Consider the following 15,882-nt stretch of genomic DNA (forward strand, 5'->3'; position numbering starts at 1 on the left):
ATCTTTTGTTTCATACTAACGTAACGGGGAATGATGATGAAAAAACTGCTGATCGCGCTGACCGGGGCCGCTTGTCTGTTAACACAAATCACCGCCGCACGCGCGGACCAACTCCAGGATATTGAAAAACGCGGCGTGATCCGCGTCGCCGTTCCCCAGGATTTCCCGCCGTTTGGTTCCGTCGGCACCGATCTCCAGCCACAGGGGTATGACATCGATATGGCCCGCTATCTGGCAAAGCAGATGAAGCTAAAACTACAGCTGGTTCCGGTGAGCAGCGCCAACCGGGTACCGTATCTGCAGACCGATAAAGTGGATCTGGTGATCTCAAGCCTGGGTAAGAACGCCGAGCGGGAAAAGGTCATCGATTTCAGCCAACCCTACGCGCCGTTTTTCCTTGGCGTCTTCGGCCCGCAGGGCAGTACCCTGAAAGATGCGGCCGAACTGAGCGGTAAGAGTATCGGCGTGACCCGCGGCGCGGTGGAAGATATGGTGCTGACCAGCATTGCGCCGAAAGCGACGCAGATTAAGCGTTACGAAGATAACAACACCACGCTGTCGGCCTGGCTTTCTGGTCAGGTGCAATACGTAGCGACGGGTAACCTGGTGGTGGCGGCTATCTCGCGGCAAAACCCGGCGAAAGCCCCGGTCGCCAACTTTATGCTTAAGGATTCACCGTGCGTGATTGGCCTGAAAAAGAATGAACCGGCGCTGAAGGAAAAGGTGAATGCCTTAATCGCGCAGGGCATTAAGGACGGCACCCTCAATACGTTGTCACAGCAGTGGCTGAAAGCGCCGTTGCCCAGCGACTTTGCCGCTTAAGGTACGGCGATGACGGAGCAATTACATTTTTCCGCGCTCTGGCCTTATTGGCCGGAGCTCGTGGCGGGACTCTGGGTCACTATCCAACTCACTGTACTCGCCACACTCGGCGGCCTGGCCATCGGGATCGTCGGCGCGGCTCTGCGTAGCGGGCGGGCAAGCTGGCTGAGTCGGATATGGGGGGCTTACGTTGAGGTTATCCGCAATACGCCGTTCGTGGTTCAACTGTTCTTTATTGTTTTCGGCCTGCCGAATCTGGGGTTGAAGATGACGGCGGGCGAAGCGGCGCTACTGGCGATGATCGTCAACCTGGGCGCCTACAGTACGGAGATTGTCCGCGCCGGGATCCAGGTGACGCCAAAAGGGCAGTGGGAAGCCGGCCGGGTACTGGGGCTCAGCCGGAGTCAGACCTTTATTCAGGTGGTGTTGCCGCCGGCGTTGCAGCGTATTTATCCGGCGCTGGTGAGCCAGTGCATTATCGTGATGCTCGGATCGTCGGTGGTATCGCAGGTCTCTTATGAAGAGCTGACCTTTGCCGCCAACTTAATTCAATCGCGAACGTTTTTGAGCTTCGAGGTGTATCTGGTGACGACCGGTCTCTATTTAGCGTTATCGATAGCGATGCGCCAGCTGCTAATGGCGGCTGGACGTAAATGGCTGAGGGTGCAGGCATGATGACAACCTTTACCGACTGGGACATCGTACGCAATCTGCTGCTGGCCGGACGCTGGACCGTGCTGCTGTCATTGACGGCTTTTATTGGCGGCGCGCTGGTGACATTACCGCTGTTGCTGCTGCGCCTGCGGGGAAAACGTTGGGGGCAGCGCCTCATTCGCGGCTATATCGAGCTATTTCAGGGGACGCCATTGCTGATGCAGCTGTTTCTCGCCTTTTTCGGCGTGGCGTTATTCGGGATCGATGTGTCGCCGTGGACCGCCGCCGCGCTGGCGCTGACCCTCTATACCAGCGCCTTTTTGCTGGATATCTGGTACGGCAGTATCCGGGCCTTGCCGAAAGGACAGTGGGAGGCATCGCGTTGCCTGGGATTAAATTTCACCCAGACGTTATGTCGCGTAGTGGCGCCACAGGCGGTGCGGATTGCCATCGCTCCCACCGTGGGTTTCGCCGTGCAGGTGATAAAAGGCACCGCGCTGGCGTCGATTATCGGTTTCGTCGAGCTCACCAAGGCTGGCACCATGCTCACCAATGTGACGTATCAGCCGTTTAAGGTTTTCGCGCTGGTCGCGCTGGGCTACTTCATCTTGTGTTATCCGCTGTCCCGTTACAGCCGCTATCTGGAGAATAAATTCAATGCCGCTCATCACCATTAATCAGGTGCAGAAATTCTACGGCGATAATCACGTGCTGAAGGGGGTCGATCTCGATATCAATATGGGCGAAGTGATTTCCATCATCGGCCGAAGCGGCTCGGGGAAAAGCACCTTATTGCGCTGCATTAACGGGCTGGAGGGGTACCAGGAAGGCAGTATTAAGCTCGGCGGCATGACCATTACCGATCGTGACTCGCAGGCGCGGGAGATTAGCCGCTCCGTTGGCATGGTATTCCAGAACTTCAATTTATTTCCGCATATGACGGCGCTGGAAAATGTGATGCTGGCGCCGCGGCGGGTATTGAAAAAAAAGCCTGCCGAGTGCCGCGAACTGGCGCAGCAAATGCTGGGAAAAGTCGGGCTTGGCGATCGGCTGGATTTCTATCCCTCCAGCCTCTCCGGCGGGCAACAGCAGCGGGTAGCTATCGCCCGCGCGCTGGCGATGTCGCCAAAAGTTTTACTCTGTGACGAAATCACCTCCGCGCTGGATCCGGAACTGGTGGGCGAGGTGCTCAAAGTGCTGGAACAGCTGGCCGCGGAAGGAATGACGCTGATTCTGGTTACCCATGAAATGAATTTTGCCCGTGAAGTCGGCGACCGGGTGGTGTTTATGCATCAGGGGCGAGTCTGGGAGCAGGGCGACAGCAAAACGCTGTTTAGCCAGCCACAAACCAATGAACTCAAACAATTTATCTCCTCCGTGCGCGGACTGAATTAATAAAGGAATCTACGATGGATATCGCTCAATTTTCACAAATCAATCCTCCGCATCGTCTGCTGATGGGGCCGGGGCCGATCAACGCCGACCCGCGCGTACTGCGCGCGATGTCCAGCCAGCTTATCGGCCAATACGATCCGGCTATGACGCACTATATGAACGAAGTCATGGCGTTATACCGCGGGGTATTCCGCACCAGCAACCGCTGGACCATGCTGGTGGATGGCACGTCACGAGCGGGGATTGAAGCCATTCTGATCTCCGCGATCCGCCCCGGCGACAAAGTGCTGGTGCCGGTATTTGGCCGCTTTGGCCATCTGTTATGTGAAATTGCCCGCCGCTGCCGGGCGGAAGTGCATACCATTGAGGTGCCGTGGGGTGAAGTGTTCTCTCCCGAGCAGATTGAAGATGCGATCAAACGGGTGCGTCCACGTATGCTGCTGACGGTACAGGGAGACACCTCGACCACCATGTTGCAGCCGCTGGCGGAGCTGGGCGAGATCTGCCGTCGTTATGATGTGCTGTTTTATACCGACGCCACCGCCTCATTGGGCGGCAATGCGCTGGAGACCGATGCCTGGGGACTGGATGCGGTATCGGCGGGGATGCAAAAGTGTCTCGGCGGCCCCTCCGGCACCTCGCCCATTACCCTGAGCCCGCGGATGGAAGAGGCTATCCGTCGACGTAAATGCGTTGAGCAGGGGATCCGTACCGCCGAACACCTTGATGGCGTCGATGAGATGGTTTACTCCAACTATTTCGATCTCGGGATGGTGATGGATTATTGGGGGCCAGAACGCCTTAACCACCATACGGAAGCGACATCCGCGCTGTTCGCCGCCCGCGAATGCGCGCGTCTGATTCTTGAGGAAGGGCTCGATAACGGCATTGCCCGCCACAAACTGCACGGCGACGCGCTGGTGAAAGGTATTCAGGCGATGGGTCTGGAAATCTTTGGCGACCTGCAACACAAAATGAATAACGTATTGGGCGTGATCATCCCGCAGGGCATTAATGGCGACCAGGTCCGCCAACTGATGCTGGAAGATTTCGCCATTGAAATTGGCACCTCATTCGGCCCGCTGCACGGCAAAGTGTGGCGTATAGGCACAATGGGTTACAACGCGCGCAAAGATTGCGTCATGACTACCCTCAGCGCGCTGGAATCAGTACTCAATTACCTGAAATTCCCCACCACGCAAGGGGCAGCCATGCAGGCGGCGTGGGATCATTATCGCAGCGAGAAACCGCTATGAACCTGGCCGCAGCGCGAGTGATGGCGAGGGCTGAGAGATTGGCGGCGATAAGCGAAACGCCGGAAGGCCTGACGCGGGTTTACCTTTCGCCACAGCATCTTGAAGCTAATCAGCAGGTTGGCCACTGGATGCGCCAGGCAGGCATGCTCGTCTGGCAGGACAGCGTCGGTAATATTTGCGGGCGCTATGAAGGCCGTGAAGAAGGGGCGCCGGCGATTTTGCTTGGATCGCATCTCGATACGGTACGCAACGCCGGGCGATATGATGGCATGTTGGGGGTGTTAGCCGCCATCGAAGTGGTGCAGAGCTTACATAATCAGGAGCGCCGACTGGCGCAGGCCATCGAAATCGTCGGTTTCTGCGATGAAGAAGGAACACGCTTTGGTATCACGCTATTGGGCAGCAAGGGGCTGACGGGAAGCTGGCCACATGCCTGGCTGGACCAGTATGATGCCGAAGGCATTAGCCTGGCGCAGGCGATGGTCAACGCCGGGTTGGATCCATCACGCGTCCATTCAGCCTCGCGCCCGGCGGAAGATTTTTCCGCCTATCTGGAGCTGCATATCGAGCAGGGTCCGCGACTGGAACAGGCCGGTTCGGCACTCGGTGTGGTCGAGGCGATCAACGGCGCGCGGCGCCTCAATTGCTGTTTTACCGGCGAGGCGGGTCATGCCGGCACGGTGCCGATGGACCAGCGCCGCGACGCGCTTGCCGCCGCCGCGGAGTGGATGCTGTGTATTGAGAGCACAACGCGCCAGCAGGGAGGCAACCTGGTCGCTACCGTCGGGACATTGCGCTGCTCGCCGGGGGCGGTTAACGTCATTCCCGGCGAAGTCGCATTGACTCTTGATATCCGCGGTCCGCAGGATCAACCGCTGGATGCATTACTGGATTCATTGCTGGCGTCAGCCGCAGAGATTGCCGGGCGTCGCGGCCTGCAGTTTGCCGCTGAGGAGTTCTATCGCATTGCGGCAACCACCTGCGATCCGCGATTACAGGGGGTGATTGCCGAAGCGGTATGCGAGGTACAGGGCGCGGCGTTGACGCTGCCAAGCGGCGCCGGACATGATGCGATTGCTGTCGCGGAGCGCTGGCCGGTGGGGATGCTGTTTGTGCGCTGTAAAGGGGGAATTAGTCACCATCCGGCGGAATCGGTCAGCGAAGCCGATGTCGAACTGGCGATTGATGCCTTCAGCCGGGCGGTGATAAAACTTGCCGGGTAAAGCAATAACGGGCGCATCCTCTTGTCGGGGATGCGCCGCAGACTTATCCCGCTCCCGCAGGAAGAGCTATTTTCCGCAGTCGGCTGGCGCTAACGGCCGCCGACAACGCCGAGACCGCGGCGGCGATCCACAGCGCAATATGAACGGCGCTTTCGTCTTTTGCCAACAGTACGCCCATCAAGGCGGCGCCCAGACACTGCCCGAATGTGCGCATGATAGATAAAACGCCCGAGGCATAGCTCGCCTGTTCGCGACTCACGTTTGACAGCATTTCGCGGTTATTCGGGCTCTGGAAGCAGCCAAAGCCAATACCGCATACCAGGCTCCGCAGGCAGATATCCCACGCGGCGGGCGTAGCGGGCAGCATCGCCAGCAGGATTAAACCCGCGACAAAAATCATCAATCCCAGCGTCGAGATGAGCGGAGCAGAGATTGAGTCCGCCCAACGGCCGGCGTGCGGCGCGATCAGCACTATCCCTAATGGCCACGGAGTAAACAGCAGCGCCGAGAGCATCGGACTATAGCCATACTCGTTCTGGAACAGGAACGGCAGCGCAATAAAAGTGATCCCCTGGCTTACGAAGGCGATCAGCGACGTAAAGGCCGAAAGGGTAAAACGTTCATTCTTAAACATCGCAGGCGGCAGCAGCGGGTTGTTCGTACGCCGGATACGCCAGATAAAGGCGGTACCGCTTATCGCCGCGAGCAACGTCCAGTACAAACTATCGATATGCTGCGAAGCGCTCTGCAAGCTATTCGCCGCCATGATCGTTGAACCCAATAGCAGCGCCGACAATATCGCTCCGGGCGTATCAAAAGCGGCTTGCCCGCCAACTGCCGGCCGCGGTAGCGCTCTGACCGCCAGCAGTAAGGCGACGGTGCCGGGGATCACGTTTATTGCAAACAGCCATTGCCAGCTCAAGGTATGCAGGATCGTGCCGCCCAGCACCGGCCCGATGGCGGAGCTTGAAGCGATGAGCAGGGCGTGTATCCCGAGAATCCGCCCCAGCAGTCGTCCGGGAAAAACGGAGCGCAATATGGCGGGCGCGATACTGAGCGTTGCCGCGCCGCCGATCCCTTGCAGCACCCGCATGCTGATGAGCAGCTCAGGCGTCGCCGCCAGCGCGCAACCTGCTGATGCCAGAATAAATGTCGTCAGTCCGGCCAGAAACACCGGGCGGTAGCCGAAACGCGCCGCCAGCGCGGCGAATATCGCCAGCGTCATCGCCGCCGCCAGCAGATACCCGTTGGCGAACCAGACGGCGGTACTGGATGATGCCTGCAGTTCCTGCACCATCGACGGCAGGGCAATGTTTACCATGGTGCCATCAAAGACACCCATTAACGTGGTGGTCATTACCGCGGCCATGACCCGCGCTCGCGCCGGGCCTGGCAGCCCGTCATCGCCAGGTTGGCTGGAAAAAAGTGTCATCGTGTTGTCTCCTGCAGAGGATATCTGGATGACGAAACTATAAAGATGGCTTTTACCGGGCGGAAGGCGCACCATTTACACTCTATAGTTGCATGAAACGCCTTATCTGAATGTTCCAGGAGTGATGGTCATGTCAGACCCCGATTTTAATTTATTGATTGCACTCGACGTATTACTGAACGAAGCCAGCGTGGCGGGCGCGGCACGTCGTTTGAATCTCAGTACGTCAGCCATGAGCCGCACGCTAAGCCGGTTACGCGACGTCACCGGAGATCCGATCCTGGTTCGCGCCGGGCGTAACATGGTGCTGACGCCGTGGGCGGAGGCGACCCGCGATCGCGCCCGTCGCGCGGTCTTCGAGGCAAAAGCGGTGCTGCAGCCAGCGGCCGAAGCGCTCAACGTGCAAAATCTGGAGCGTCTTTTTACCATCAGGGCAAACGATGGGTTTGTGGTGGCGTTTGGCCCTTCGCTGATTGCGGCGGTAGCCGAAGCCGCGCCCAACGTCTGTTTACGCTTTGCGCCTAAGCCTGAAAAAACGTCACGCTATCTACGGGAAGGACTGGTTGATCTGGAGATTGGCGTCCAGAGCAATATGGGGCCTGAAATCCGTCTGCAACGGCTATTTGAAGATCGGTTTGTGGGGGTGGTGCGTAAGGGGCACCCGCTGGCCGCCCTGACAGAGATAACCGTGGCGGATTATGTTGCCTGGGGTCATGTGGTGGCCTCACCAGAAGGTACGCTGCACGGGTCCGTCGATGATGTACTGGCCGAACTCGGCATGAAACGCAAAATCGCCAGCGTCGTACCCGGATTTCCGACCGCGCTTTCCGTGGCGCTGCAATCGGATCTTATCGCTATGATCCCCGCCCTCTATTTAGTCAATCAGCAGGTAGTTGACCAGGTGCATCTTTTTGAACTGCCTTTTAAAAGCCGGCGGCTCACCGTCTCGCAGATGTGGCATCCGAGAATGGAACGCGATCCCGCTCACCGTTGGCTTAGAGAGAAAATAGTGGCGATATGCCGCATGGACAAGTCGTTACACCAGAAGCTGTAGAAGATTATTCGCATTGAGTTTCTTCAGCGCATTACATTTATAGGTCGAGACCTGTTTTTCACTCATCTTCGTCATATGCGCGACATATCTTACCGACTGCCCCTTAACCAGTCTGTCGAGGACGTTAAATTCCATCTCGGTCAGGCAGCAGCGCAGGGTGCGGATCCGCCTTGGCTCTTTAGATAACAGCCAGGCGGCATCCGCAACGGAAATCCGGTCATCAATGATATGCAACGTTAACGTTTCAAAGCGCTTGCGCAGATAGGTGGCCAGCCCCCAGCTTTTTTCATTACACACCAGATAGCCCGTACCCTGCCAGCAATGGGCCTCAAGGGTAAGCAAAATATCAACCAGCGACTGATGTGTACCACTGATGGAGAAACGGCAGCGAATAACAAGGGTGGTGCTCTCTAACAGTAAGGGCTGCCACTGCACCGTGCCGCTATGCACTTCCGTCTTAACGTTACGACGGAGGAGGGCGTAGCGCAGCCCCTCCGCATAAAAGCGATTATTATCAAGAACAACGTAGCTCACAGTAGCCTCTTTATAACGTACTGGGGGTATAGATAACGCGTAACGTACCGGTATAGTCACCCGCGTTTTTGCTGCTGGCGGCAAAGGCGGGTGTTTTCAGGGTAATGGGCGCCGGGATGCATAACACGCTTTCGCGGCCGCCCGGCAGGACAACCTGGCGCAAATAGCGGCGATTGTTGGTGCCCTCCCAGGTCAACGTTTTACCGTTAGCGGCAACTTCAGTTGCGCCGGTGGTCGGGTTGGTCACCAGCACCTGATAATCAAGACGATCTCTTGGATCTGTCTGGCTGCCCCCCCGTCGCCGGATGGAGAACGCCCCTTCGGCACGCCCGGCCGCGTCAAGTCCATCGTCTTCAAAGCGTAGAAACGCCCGCGAGCTGGAACTGTTGTTGCCATCATAGAGGCACATATCCAGCGAGTTTTCGCCCTTAATCTCACTGCCGCCGGGTCTGCCTGGGAAATTGGTGAGGTTGAGGTTCACCACCGGCGTGGAGTGCGGAAATGCCGGTAAGTAAATCTGCTGATTGCCCGGGTCGACCACCTCAATACGCAGGTTTGCCTGCCAGTTAGCAAGAGTGAGGTAGCCTGGGCAGCCAACATTGACGTCATTAAAGTTGCCGTTGCAGTCGGCGGTGCCCCATTCACGCAAATTCTGTTTCAGCGTTGCCGTCCAGATACCGGCCTGATCGAGTTTGTTTAATTCGCTACGAACGATGTAAAAATCAAAATAGGGCGCACTGTTCCAGGCTGGCAAATCTACTGTACCGCCCGTTACGTAGCTGGCGAAAACAAAGGTTCTGTTATTGATAAACATACGGTGTTCGCCATAGACTTTTACGTCCACCGTTTTGTTGGTTATTGCGTGGGTAAAACGCAGGTTTATCGGATAGGGCGCGGCCGGGTTTGCCGAAAACCATACCGGCGCGGTCATGCAGGCGCCATAGGTTGTATCGGTACGCGACTGGCAGGTCAGGGTATTTCGTCCCCATTTTTGCGGATCGCTGGAATCATAACCGCCGGACTCGTGCAGCCAGATATCCAACCGGGCAGGAGGAGACTGGCGATCGAAGGCGAACGCCACGCTGGTATTTCTGCCGGCGGGACTACCGGCCTGAGCCTTGGCAAAACAGATGCAGGCAAGCAGTAAAATCAAAAGACGCGTTATCACATCATTTTCCTGTAGAGAGAGTAGAGTTATTCATCGCCGTTGGGCTGACCGCCGGCGTACGGCCAGCCAGCAGTAATTGCGCCTGCTGCTGCACGGTTTCCGGTAACGCGGAATAAGTCAGTTCTTCGCAGGTCACCGTGCCGACATAACGCACGACGTCACGCATGGTCTTCACCTTCAGCGCGCACTGGTAAAACTGCTGTTGTTTCACCAGATAGAGCGACTGGATCAGGCTGTCGCTTTCCGCGCTAAAGCCGCCATTACCTAAATCGCTCCAGCCGCTGACGTTGAGCGGCATGCCGCCGATAAACGGCGTGTGTTGTTCATCGGTCAACTGGCCAAGCCAGGTGTAACGCGTGGTGGTTTGCACCTCTCTGTGCAGCATTTTTCCTGGCACCATAAATACCGTTCTGCTTCCCGACCCCTGCGTAATTTCACTGTTGGCGCCGTGGGAAATGTCCGTCGACTCATTAATAGTGAGCGTGGTTTGCTGATAGCCGGGCAGGGCGAACAGCGCGCGGGCGTTTGCCGGGATATCGGCGCTACCGCTGTTATCAAGCGAAACGGCAATGCGGGAATCAGGAGATGCTTCCGGCGTGGCGACGTTGACCGCAATGGCTGACGCCGGGCGTCCGTCACCCCAGCGGCCAAACCACAGACCAGAACGAGATAACGCCAGCGTAGAACTGTAGTTACCGCTGCTGCTGAACCGGTGGCGATGAGCCTGGCGATCCCACGAATCGCTGACGGTCAAACTTCCGTTACCAAAACGGCCGCCCTGACGGGTATAGGCCGAAGTATTTAGCGAGTCGCTATTAATACCGGAAGCGTTGAGACCATATTCGTTTTCACCGCGCGCATCGGTGTACCAGTTGTGCGCGATGTTATAGTTGAGCTGATTCTTTTCATGCTTCTGCTGTTGCCACGTGGCCCCCACGGAAGTGTAGCTGGAAGCATCGCCCTGACGGTTATGAGCCAGCGACAGGCTTACGCTCAGGAAGCCGCCTTTATCCTTGCCATCACCAGAATGATCGTTACGCATAAACAGGTTTATGCTGCTGTTGATATTCAGCCCGCGGGTGCTGAACGAATTGCTCAGTCCGGCCTGCCATGCCTGCGAGCGGGTGCGGGTCATATACACCGATTCCCAGGGCAAACCGTTGTCGCGCCGATCGTCAGTATTCGGTAATTCACGCCGCGAAACATAGCGACCTTCATTGCGGTTATCGGAATAACCGAGGTTGGCATACCACGAGCCGACAGGAACGGAGAACATTACCGAGAGGCTTCGGTAGCAACCATTCACCGCATCGAACCCGGTACTGCTGGAGTCACAGTTATCAGCCGATAAGGCATTACGATAGAAGCTTAGTGAAAAGCCATCGTTGTAGCTGATTTGCTGGATATTGCCGCGTTGGCCCTGGCTGCCATAAAGGTAGCTAAAGCGTGTGCTGAGGACGCCATCGATGGGGCCGGTATTGAATCCGCGACTCCAGTCGACCGCGCTCTCCAGAAAACGCTGGTTCTTTTTCACCGTTGCGCCGCTGGTGACCGCCAGCGTAGAAGTTACAGGCAGGCGAATACCCGCTTGCACCACGGCGCTGCGTTCGTCGCTCATATCGTCGTTATCGGTTTCACCGGCCTGCATAAACCACTCGACGCGGTCGAATGGCGTGATGCCGGTGCGGGTAAACGGAACCTGCTCGGTGCGGGTCAGGCGGTTGTTTTCATAAATCGCCAGCGTCACGGTATAGCTCCCGTCCGGAAACGAACGGGTATCCAGGGTTTGCGCCCCGGCATTAAGATAAAAACTGGCCAGCAGCTGATTGCCTCTACGGGCATCTATACGCGCGTCATGGGAAAGCAGCACGGTAATGGGCGTTCCGCTGGACTGCTGAACGGGGTTGATCCACGCTCGCGTCGAGCCGGTACGCAGACCGCGAATTTTTCCAAGCGGTAGCTGGCTGAGGTTGATATTGCCGCCGGCCGCGCTGAAGAGATCGCGCGTATCCATTTCACCTAACTGAACGTAATATTCATGCCACAGATCCTGACGGAACCAGGCATTATTGACCGTGATCTCCTGCTGCTGTTGATGGCGAGAGCGCTGCCCAAGCCAGGTCCAGTCGAGGTTAAAATACCCATTCTCAGTCATGGCCAGCGCGCCGTTTCCCTGCACGGTCATCGACTGATAGTTTTCATCGGCCACGAAGTTGATATTTTGCTGGTGGATCAGCGCGTTTTCGGTATTACGCGTAGGCTGATACCACTGATTTTCCGCCGTTTGTTTGGGTAGATACCGCCTGTCGAAAAACAGGTTTATGCGCGCGTTATTCTCGTCATAAATCAGGGCCACGCTTTTGGTGTCGATAAAATCGCAACCCGGCGCGGAACCATTGCTGCTGCAGGCGAGATTGCCGTTACGCGCAAGCGGAGAGGAAAGGGCGCCGGTCACCGAGGCGATCAAGGCAGGATCATCGTTGAACTGACGTTTAATTGCCGCGACAAGCGTTTCCGGCGCCACGAAGGTTACCGTTTCAAGCGTAATATCGGCTTCAAACAGGCCAAGCGAAGTGCCATACAGACTCACTTCTGTCCACAGGCGCTGCGTTTTCGCCAGATCCTCAAAGCCCGCAGGTACGACGATAGTGGCGCTGGCTAATTGAACGGAAGCGGGTAACAAAACGACAAAAAGAAGAGCATTTCTGTGAAAAGCCATGAACGAGCCTCGACGTCATCCTGACATCAGAGGGCAGGCGCCCTCTGATGTACTTCCTTATACGTATTGTGGGGTTACGCGCCACCTTCCGCGGTGGTCGCCTGAGTCAGCATCAGACTCACCACGCCGCTGTACTGACCGGTTTTCAGAATGCCTTTTGTGGTCTGAGAGATGGTCAGCGGCAGGACCGCAGAACCGTTTTCAACGCTGCCCGGGAACAGTTCGCTACCGGTGAATTCAGCATCGGTGGTATTCAGGGTTTTATCGCCCAGTTTTACGGTCATCGGTACCGTTTCGGCGCCATCTTCATTGGTCAGATTCGCTGCGCTAACCAGACGCACTTTGACGTTGCTGGTGGCTGAGTTCGACCAGATCTTGGTATTCAGACGGTAGCTTTCCAGCCCACGGCCCGGCAGATATTGCATATCGATGCTGGCTGGTAATGGCGTATTATCGGCCTGGGTCATATCCAATTGGGAATCTACGTTGGCATTAACCGTAATATCCTTCTGAATAGCCATTGCGCTGAACGCAGTCGACATCGCAGCAACGATCATCAGAGGTTTAATATACTTCTTCATTGATATCTCCATATTTATAAACGAGCTCCATTAGCTCTTTAAACAAACCACACGTGGTTTTGACAGTGATGTCGTGTTATTGCACGACGGGTAAGTCGGCTTCTTCAGCTGTTTTATTAATCCAGTTGAAATAGCGGAATTTATATTTTTGGCCACGAACCTGAGTGAGCACTTTTAATTTTCGCTCGGTGTCCGGATAAATAGTCGCATCTTCTTTAAACCACCTGCATTTATCATTAACATCGCAAGCGCCAATTTCTTTCAGCGGTACCCGCAAAGAGCCGTCATTTTTTAAAGTTCCAGCTGCGGGATTTATTCGCAGAGAAACCACCGGCTTTTCCGGCGCCAAATGAACCAATGCTCCCCAGATAACGTTAACGCCGAGTTTGGCCGAAGCCGGCGTTCCCGCGGATGCTGCGGGCAGAATACTATCCGGCTGTTTTACCCCTTCAAAATAAACGCGCCAGGTACTCTCTTTTTCTGGCGGCGTCAGAGATACCAGCCTCACGATACGTAAAGCGCCTGCCGCTAAGGCGAATTTTTCAGGGGTAACGACAACGCCACCGTCTTTCCAGGCTGCCATCTCAACTTCTTTTTCCTGTGGCGTACCCGGATTAAGAATTTTCTTTTGCCTCACCCGAATGAACTGAATATCATCGCTTTTAGAGGCCACTCTGATTTGGGCCGTCCCGGAACTGTCGACGTTAAGTTCCATCGGGTAAACGCTCATATTAGCCTGTGTCATTTCTGCGAAAAATGACATCGACAGGGCAGCGAGATAAAGCGCAGTGGACTTGTTTACTCTGTTTTTTACTTTCACATTCATTCTGCCTGCTCTGAGTTCATGTACGGCGTTTTTACACCACGACACCGTCTGCTTTCGTATTGCTTCAGGACAGGGAAACTTTAACCGGAACAGCAGGTTGTGAAAATTTGTATTAGTTAACTTAAAAAATACAGTTCTTTATCCTGCAATCCAGGCTTTAAAGTTGTATAGTTAAAAGAAAATGCCGCAACCCAGGATGGGGAGAAAATTCCTACTGATGAAAAAATAAGCTAATTCAGAAGGGGATTTCTTGCCTGCAGTTACAGGGATAAAAAGCAAGCGGCAACAGCCGAGAATGAAATATGTTTTTTATATGCAACAATTCGTTGTTATTTGATCCTGAAGCTCACACATTAAGTATTGTTGGACAGCCTGAGTCCGTATTAACGCTTTCGGCGCCCGCCGTGCGTCTGTTACAGGAATTTATTCGTCATAAAGGAAGCGAACTTAGCCGTGAGGAGTTGATTACCCGCGTGTGGCAGGAATTCGGTTTCACACCTTCGGGAAATAATCTCAACAAAGCGATAAGTGAGTTACGCAAAAGCTTCCAGGCGTTGGGAGAACATCATGAATTGATTGTGACCATACCACGCTATGGTTTCCGGTTTGAGGCGGATGTTATTTTTCAACCAGCGCAAAACGCTTACGCAAGCGAACCTCAACCCCAGCGACAAAACGCTGAAAAGAGGAAGCAACCACGACGTCTGAAATGGTGGCTGGTATTCACGGCATTATTAGCGTCGGTATTCGGTATTGGTATAATTATTCGCCAACAACAGAATATAACGACGCCGATAAAGCTAAAGCCGGTTGAGCAAAAAATCGCTAAATGTAGCATCTGGCTTATTAACGATCATGGGCGGCCGTTGGTATTATCGAAACTGGCCGCGTTGCTGGATAAAAACAACGTAGCGTGCCAGCGCGAGGAGTACAGCGTCTATTATTTCAGCGCTCGTTTTTCCCTGGTCGCTGCGGATGAAGTGTTTATCGGCGCATGCCCGATCAATAAAGCCAGTTTGTGTAAAACCATTCGCTATAAAAGTGGAGCAGAAAAATGAAAATTAAAGTTTTCTGTGGCCTCGGTATTTTTCTGCTCGGTGGCGGATTGGCGCTTTATTACTGTTCTACCGGAGTTGGTAAACGTGATGTACTGGCCTGCAGTACCCTATTTAATTTTACGCGCAATGAAGGGAAGGCCAGTGAAGTGCGGGTTAATACAGTTGCTCAGTTCTATTTTCACCGCGACGGTACTGGTCTGACCGCCTACAAAGGGGCTGCCTGGGCAAATGGCCAGAGTATGATTGTTGACAGAGATGTCGATTTTATCTGGTCGCGGCGGGATGATGATAAAGTGGTGGTATTGAGCTACACCAAAACCTGGCGCAGGCACAATGACAACACGCCCGATGAGCAATGGGGAAGCTTCGCCAATCCAACCGCCCGTTACTATCTTACCATCTCCGAGGTTGCGCCTTCGGTGTGGCTGATCCAGGACCGGCATTATCCCACTTATATATGTCGAGCTGATTAACCACCTATAAAACAAGGAGAGTACCTCAGGTATTCTCCTTGTTTTTTCAGATAGTTGTGGCAAAGCATTACGGCTTGTACCCCCATGCTTTGAGAAACCCCTCAATTGCGCAGTCGGCAAGTTGCTCCAGCCTTTTTGGATCTATTGCTTTTTGTGCAATGAGCGCCCCAGGCAGCGGGTAACCCATAATTGCGCCGAGAAACGCTGTTGCCTGCAGTTCCGGGTCGTTGATGGTCAACAGTCCCTCGTCTCGTTTTTGCGCAAGGATCTCGCTGAGTGCCTGCAGTACGCGACCGGAGGGCCGTTGCTCAAGCGTGACATATAGCTCGGGTTTCTGCACGAGAACCTGGATCAGTAAGCGCTGAAAATGGATGTTCTCAGGGGCATAGAAGTGCTGCTGCACAACGTTTGCAAATCCGTGCAGCAGCGCGGGAAAATCCTGCTGACGTTCCTGTAAAAGCTGGCGTAGGGGGGGCTGCATTGTGTCATTCAGAAACGCAAAAGTCTCCAGCAGCAGCGCATCTTTACCACCGGGAAAATGGCTGTACAGCGTCGGACGCGTGGTGCCCGCTTCGGCGGCGATGGTATCCAAAGACACGTCCAGTCCGTGCTGGAGAAACAGCTCACGCGCGGTTTGCAAAATGCGAGGGCGAGCTTTCATCGGCCGCCCGCGTTGATTGACCATCA

Annotated in this window: 16 protein-coding genes; 9 read left to right on the top strand and 7 right to left on the bottom strand. The window is 55.1% G+C overall.

What is annotated here, in order from left to right; translation table 11 throughout:
* Positions 1-36 precede the first annotated feature (36 nt).
* Genes KGA69_RS18320 through hpxK form a run of 6 tightly spaced genes read left to right on the top strand, consistent with a single transcriptional unit; the run spans position 37 to position 5,350 of the window.
* Entirely contained in the window at positions 37-822 is a 786-nt protein-coding gene (locus tag KGA69_RS18320) for a transporter substrate-binding domain-containing protein (RefSeq protein WP_045394380.1), read from the top strand.
* Between the two features lie 9 nt (positions 823-831).
* Positions 832-1,497: an amino acid ABC transporter permease gene (locus tag KGA69_RS18325; protein ID WP_049059825.1), complete on the top strand. Its 666-nt coding sequence runs from the start codon at positions 832-834 to the stop codon at positions 1,495-1,497.
* Positions 1,497-2,153 carry an amino acid ABC transporter permease gene (locus KGA69_RS18330; RefSeq protein ID WP_047079255.1) on the top strand — a complete coding sequence of 219 codons (657 nt, stop codon included), beginning with the start codon at positions 1,497-1,499 and terminating at the stop codon, positions 2,151-2,153. The genes KGA69_RS18325 and KGA69_RS18330 overlap by 1 nt, the downstream gene beginning before the upstream one ends.
* Positions 2,134-2,871, top strand: coding sequence for an amino acid ABC transporter ATP-binding protein (locus KGA69_RS18335; protein WP_045394384.1), 738 nt, complete (start codon positions 2,134-2,136; stop codon positions 2,869-2,871). The genes KGA69_RS18330 and KGA69_RS18335 overlap by 20 nt, the downstream gene beginning before the upstream one ends.
* 14 nt (positions 2,872-2,885) lie before the next feature.
* A complete protein-coding gene (locus tag KGA69_RS18340) occupies positions 2,886-4,127 on the top strand; it encodes a pyridoxal-phosphate-dependent aminotransferase family protein (protein ID WP_213292551.1) in 1,242 nt (413 codons plus the stop codon).
* The gene (gene hpxK / locus KGA69_RS18345) at positions 4,124-5,350 is read left to right on the top strand and encodes an allantoate amidohydrolase (RefSeq protein ID WP_063447089.1); all 1,227 of its coding nucleotides are present in this window, start codon (positions 4,124-4,126) and stop codon (positions 5,348-5,350) included. The genes KGA69_RS18340 and hpxK overlap by 4 nt, the downstream gene beginning before the upstream one ends.
* A gap of 43 nt (positions 5,351-5,393) precedes the next feature.
* Here the strand turns inward: hpxK and KGA69_RS18350 are convergent, their stop codons facing one another.
* Positions 5,394-6,782: an MFS transporter gene (locus KGA69_RS18350; protein ID WP_213292552.1), complete on the bottom strand. Its 1,389-nt coding sequence runs from the start codon at positions 6,780-6,782 to the stop codon at positions 5,394-5,396.
* A gap of 130 nt (positions 6,783-6,912) precedes the next feature.
* On the opposite strand from KGA69_RS18350, the gene KGA69_RS18355 reads away from it, so the two are divergent.
* A complete protein-coding gene (locus tag KGA69_RS18355; RefSeq protein WP_063447087.1) occupies positions 6,913-7,836 on the top strand; it encodes a LysR family transcriptional regulator in 924 nt (307 codons plus the stop codon).
* Here the strand turns inward: KGA69_RS18355 and KGA69_RS18360 are convergent.
* The 5 genes from KGA69_RS18360 to KGA69_RS18380 form a co-directional block, all read right to left on the bottom strand.
* Positions 7,819-8,370: a LuxR C-terminal-related transcriptional regulator gene (locus KGA69_RS18360; RefSeq protein ID WP_047067504.1), complete on the bottom strand. Its 552-nt coding sequence runs from the start codon at positions 8,368-8,370 to the stop codon at positions 7,819-7,821. The two genes, KGA69_RS18355 and KGA69_RS18360, sit on opposite strands and share 18 nt — an antisense overlap.
* Before the next feature lie 10 nt (positions 8,371-8,380).
* Entirely contained in the window at positions 8,381-9,538 is a 1,158-nt protein-coding gene (locus KGA69_RS18365; RefSeq protein WP_213292553.1) for a CfaE/CblD family pilus tip adhesin, read from the bottom strand.
* A 1-nt stretch (position 9,539) separates the two neighbouring features.
* The gene (locus tag KGA69_RS18370; RefSeq protein WP_213292554.1) at positions 9,540-12,257 is read right to left on the bottom strand and encodes a TcfC E-set like domain-containing protein; all 2,718 of its coding nucleotides are present in this window, start codon (positions 12,255-12,257) and stop codon (positions 9,540-9,542) included.
* A gap of 74 nt (positions 12,258-12,331) precedes the next feature.
* A complete protein-coding gene (locus tag KGA69_RS18375) occupies positions 12,332-12,838 on the bottom strand; it encodes a CS1 type fimbrial major subunit (protein WP_015366620.1) in 507 nt (168 codons plus the stop codon).
* A 76-nt stretch (positions 12,839-12,914) separates the two neighbouring features.
* Positions 12,915-13,664: a fimbrial protein gene (locus KGA69_RS18380; RefSeq protein ID WP_045394403.1), complete on the bottom strand. Its 750-nt coding sequence runs from the start codon at positions 13,662-13,664 to the stop codon at positions 12,915-12,917.
* A gap of 302 nt (positions 13,665-13,966) precedes the next feature.
* On the opposite strand from KGA69_RS18380, the gene KGA69_RS18385 reads away from it, so the two are divergent.
* Complete coding sequence (locus tag KGA69_RS18385; protein ID WP_045394404.1) at positions 13,967-14,722, top strand: winged helix-turn-helix domain-containing protein; 756 nt, start codon at positions 13,967-13,969, stop codon at positions 14,720-14,722.
* Positions 14,719-15,195 (top strand): hypothetical protein, encoded by a 477-nt coding sequence (locus KGA69_RS18390; RefSeq protein WP_045394405.1) that lies wholly within the window; start codon positions 14,719-14,721, stop codon positions 15,193-15,195. The genes KGA69_RS18385 and KGA69_RS18390 overlap by 4 nt, the downstream gene beginning before the upstream one ends.
* Positions 15,196-15,262: 67 nt before the next feature.
* Here KGA69_RS18390 and KGA69_RS18395 read toward each other — a convergent pair whose 3' ends face one another.
* Positions 15,263-15,880, bottom strand: a complete 618-nt coding sequence (locus KGA69_RS18395; RefSeq protein ID WP_020078793.1) for a TetR/AcrR family transcriptional regulator — start codon at positions 15,878-15,880, stop codon at positions 15,263-15,265.
* Positions 15,881-15,882: the final 2 nt, after the last annotated feature.

It is taken from the genome of Klebsiella sp. A52, assembly GCF_018388785.1.
GTDB lineage: Bacteria > Pseudomonadota > Gammaproteobacteria > Enterobacterales > Enterobacteriaceae > Klebsiella > Klebsiella aerogenes.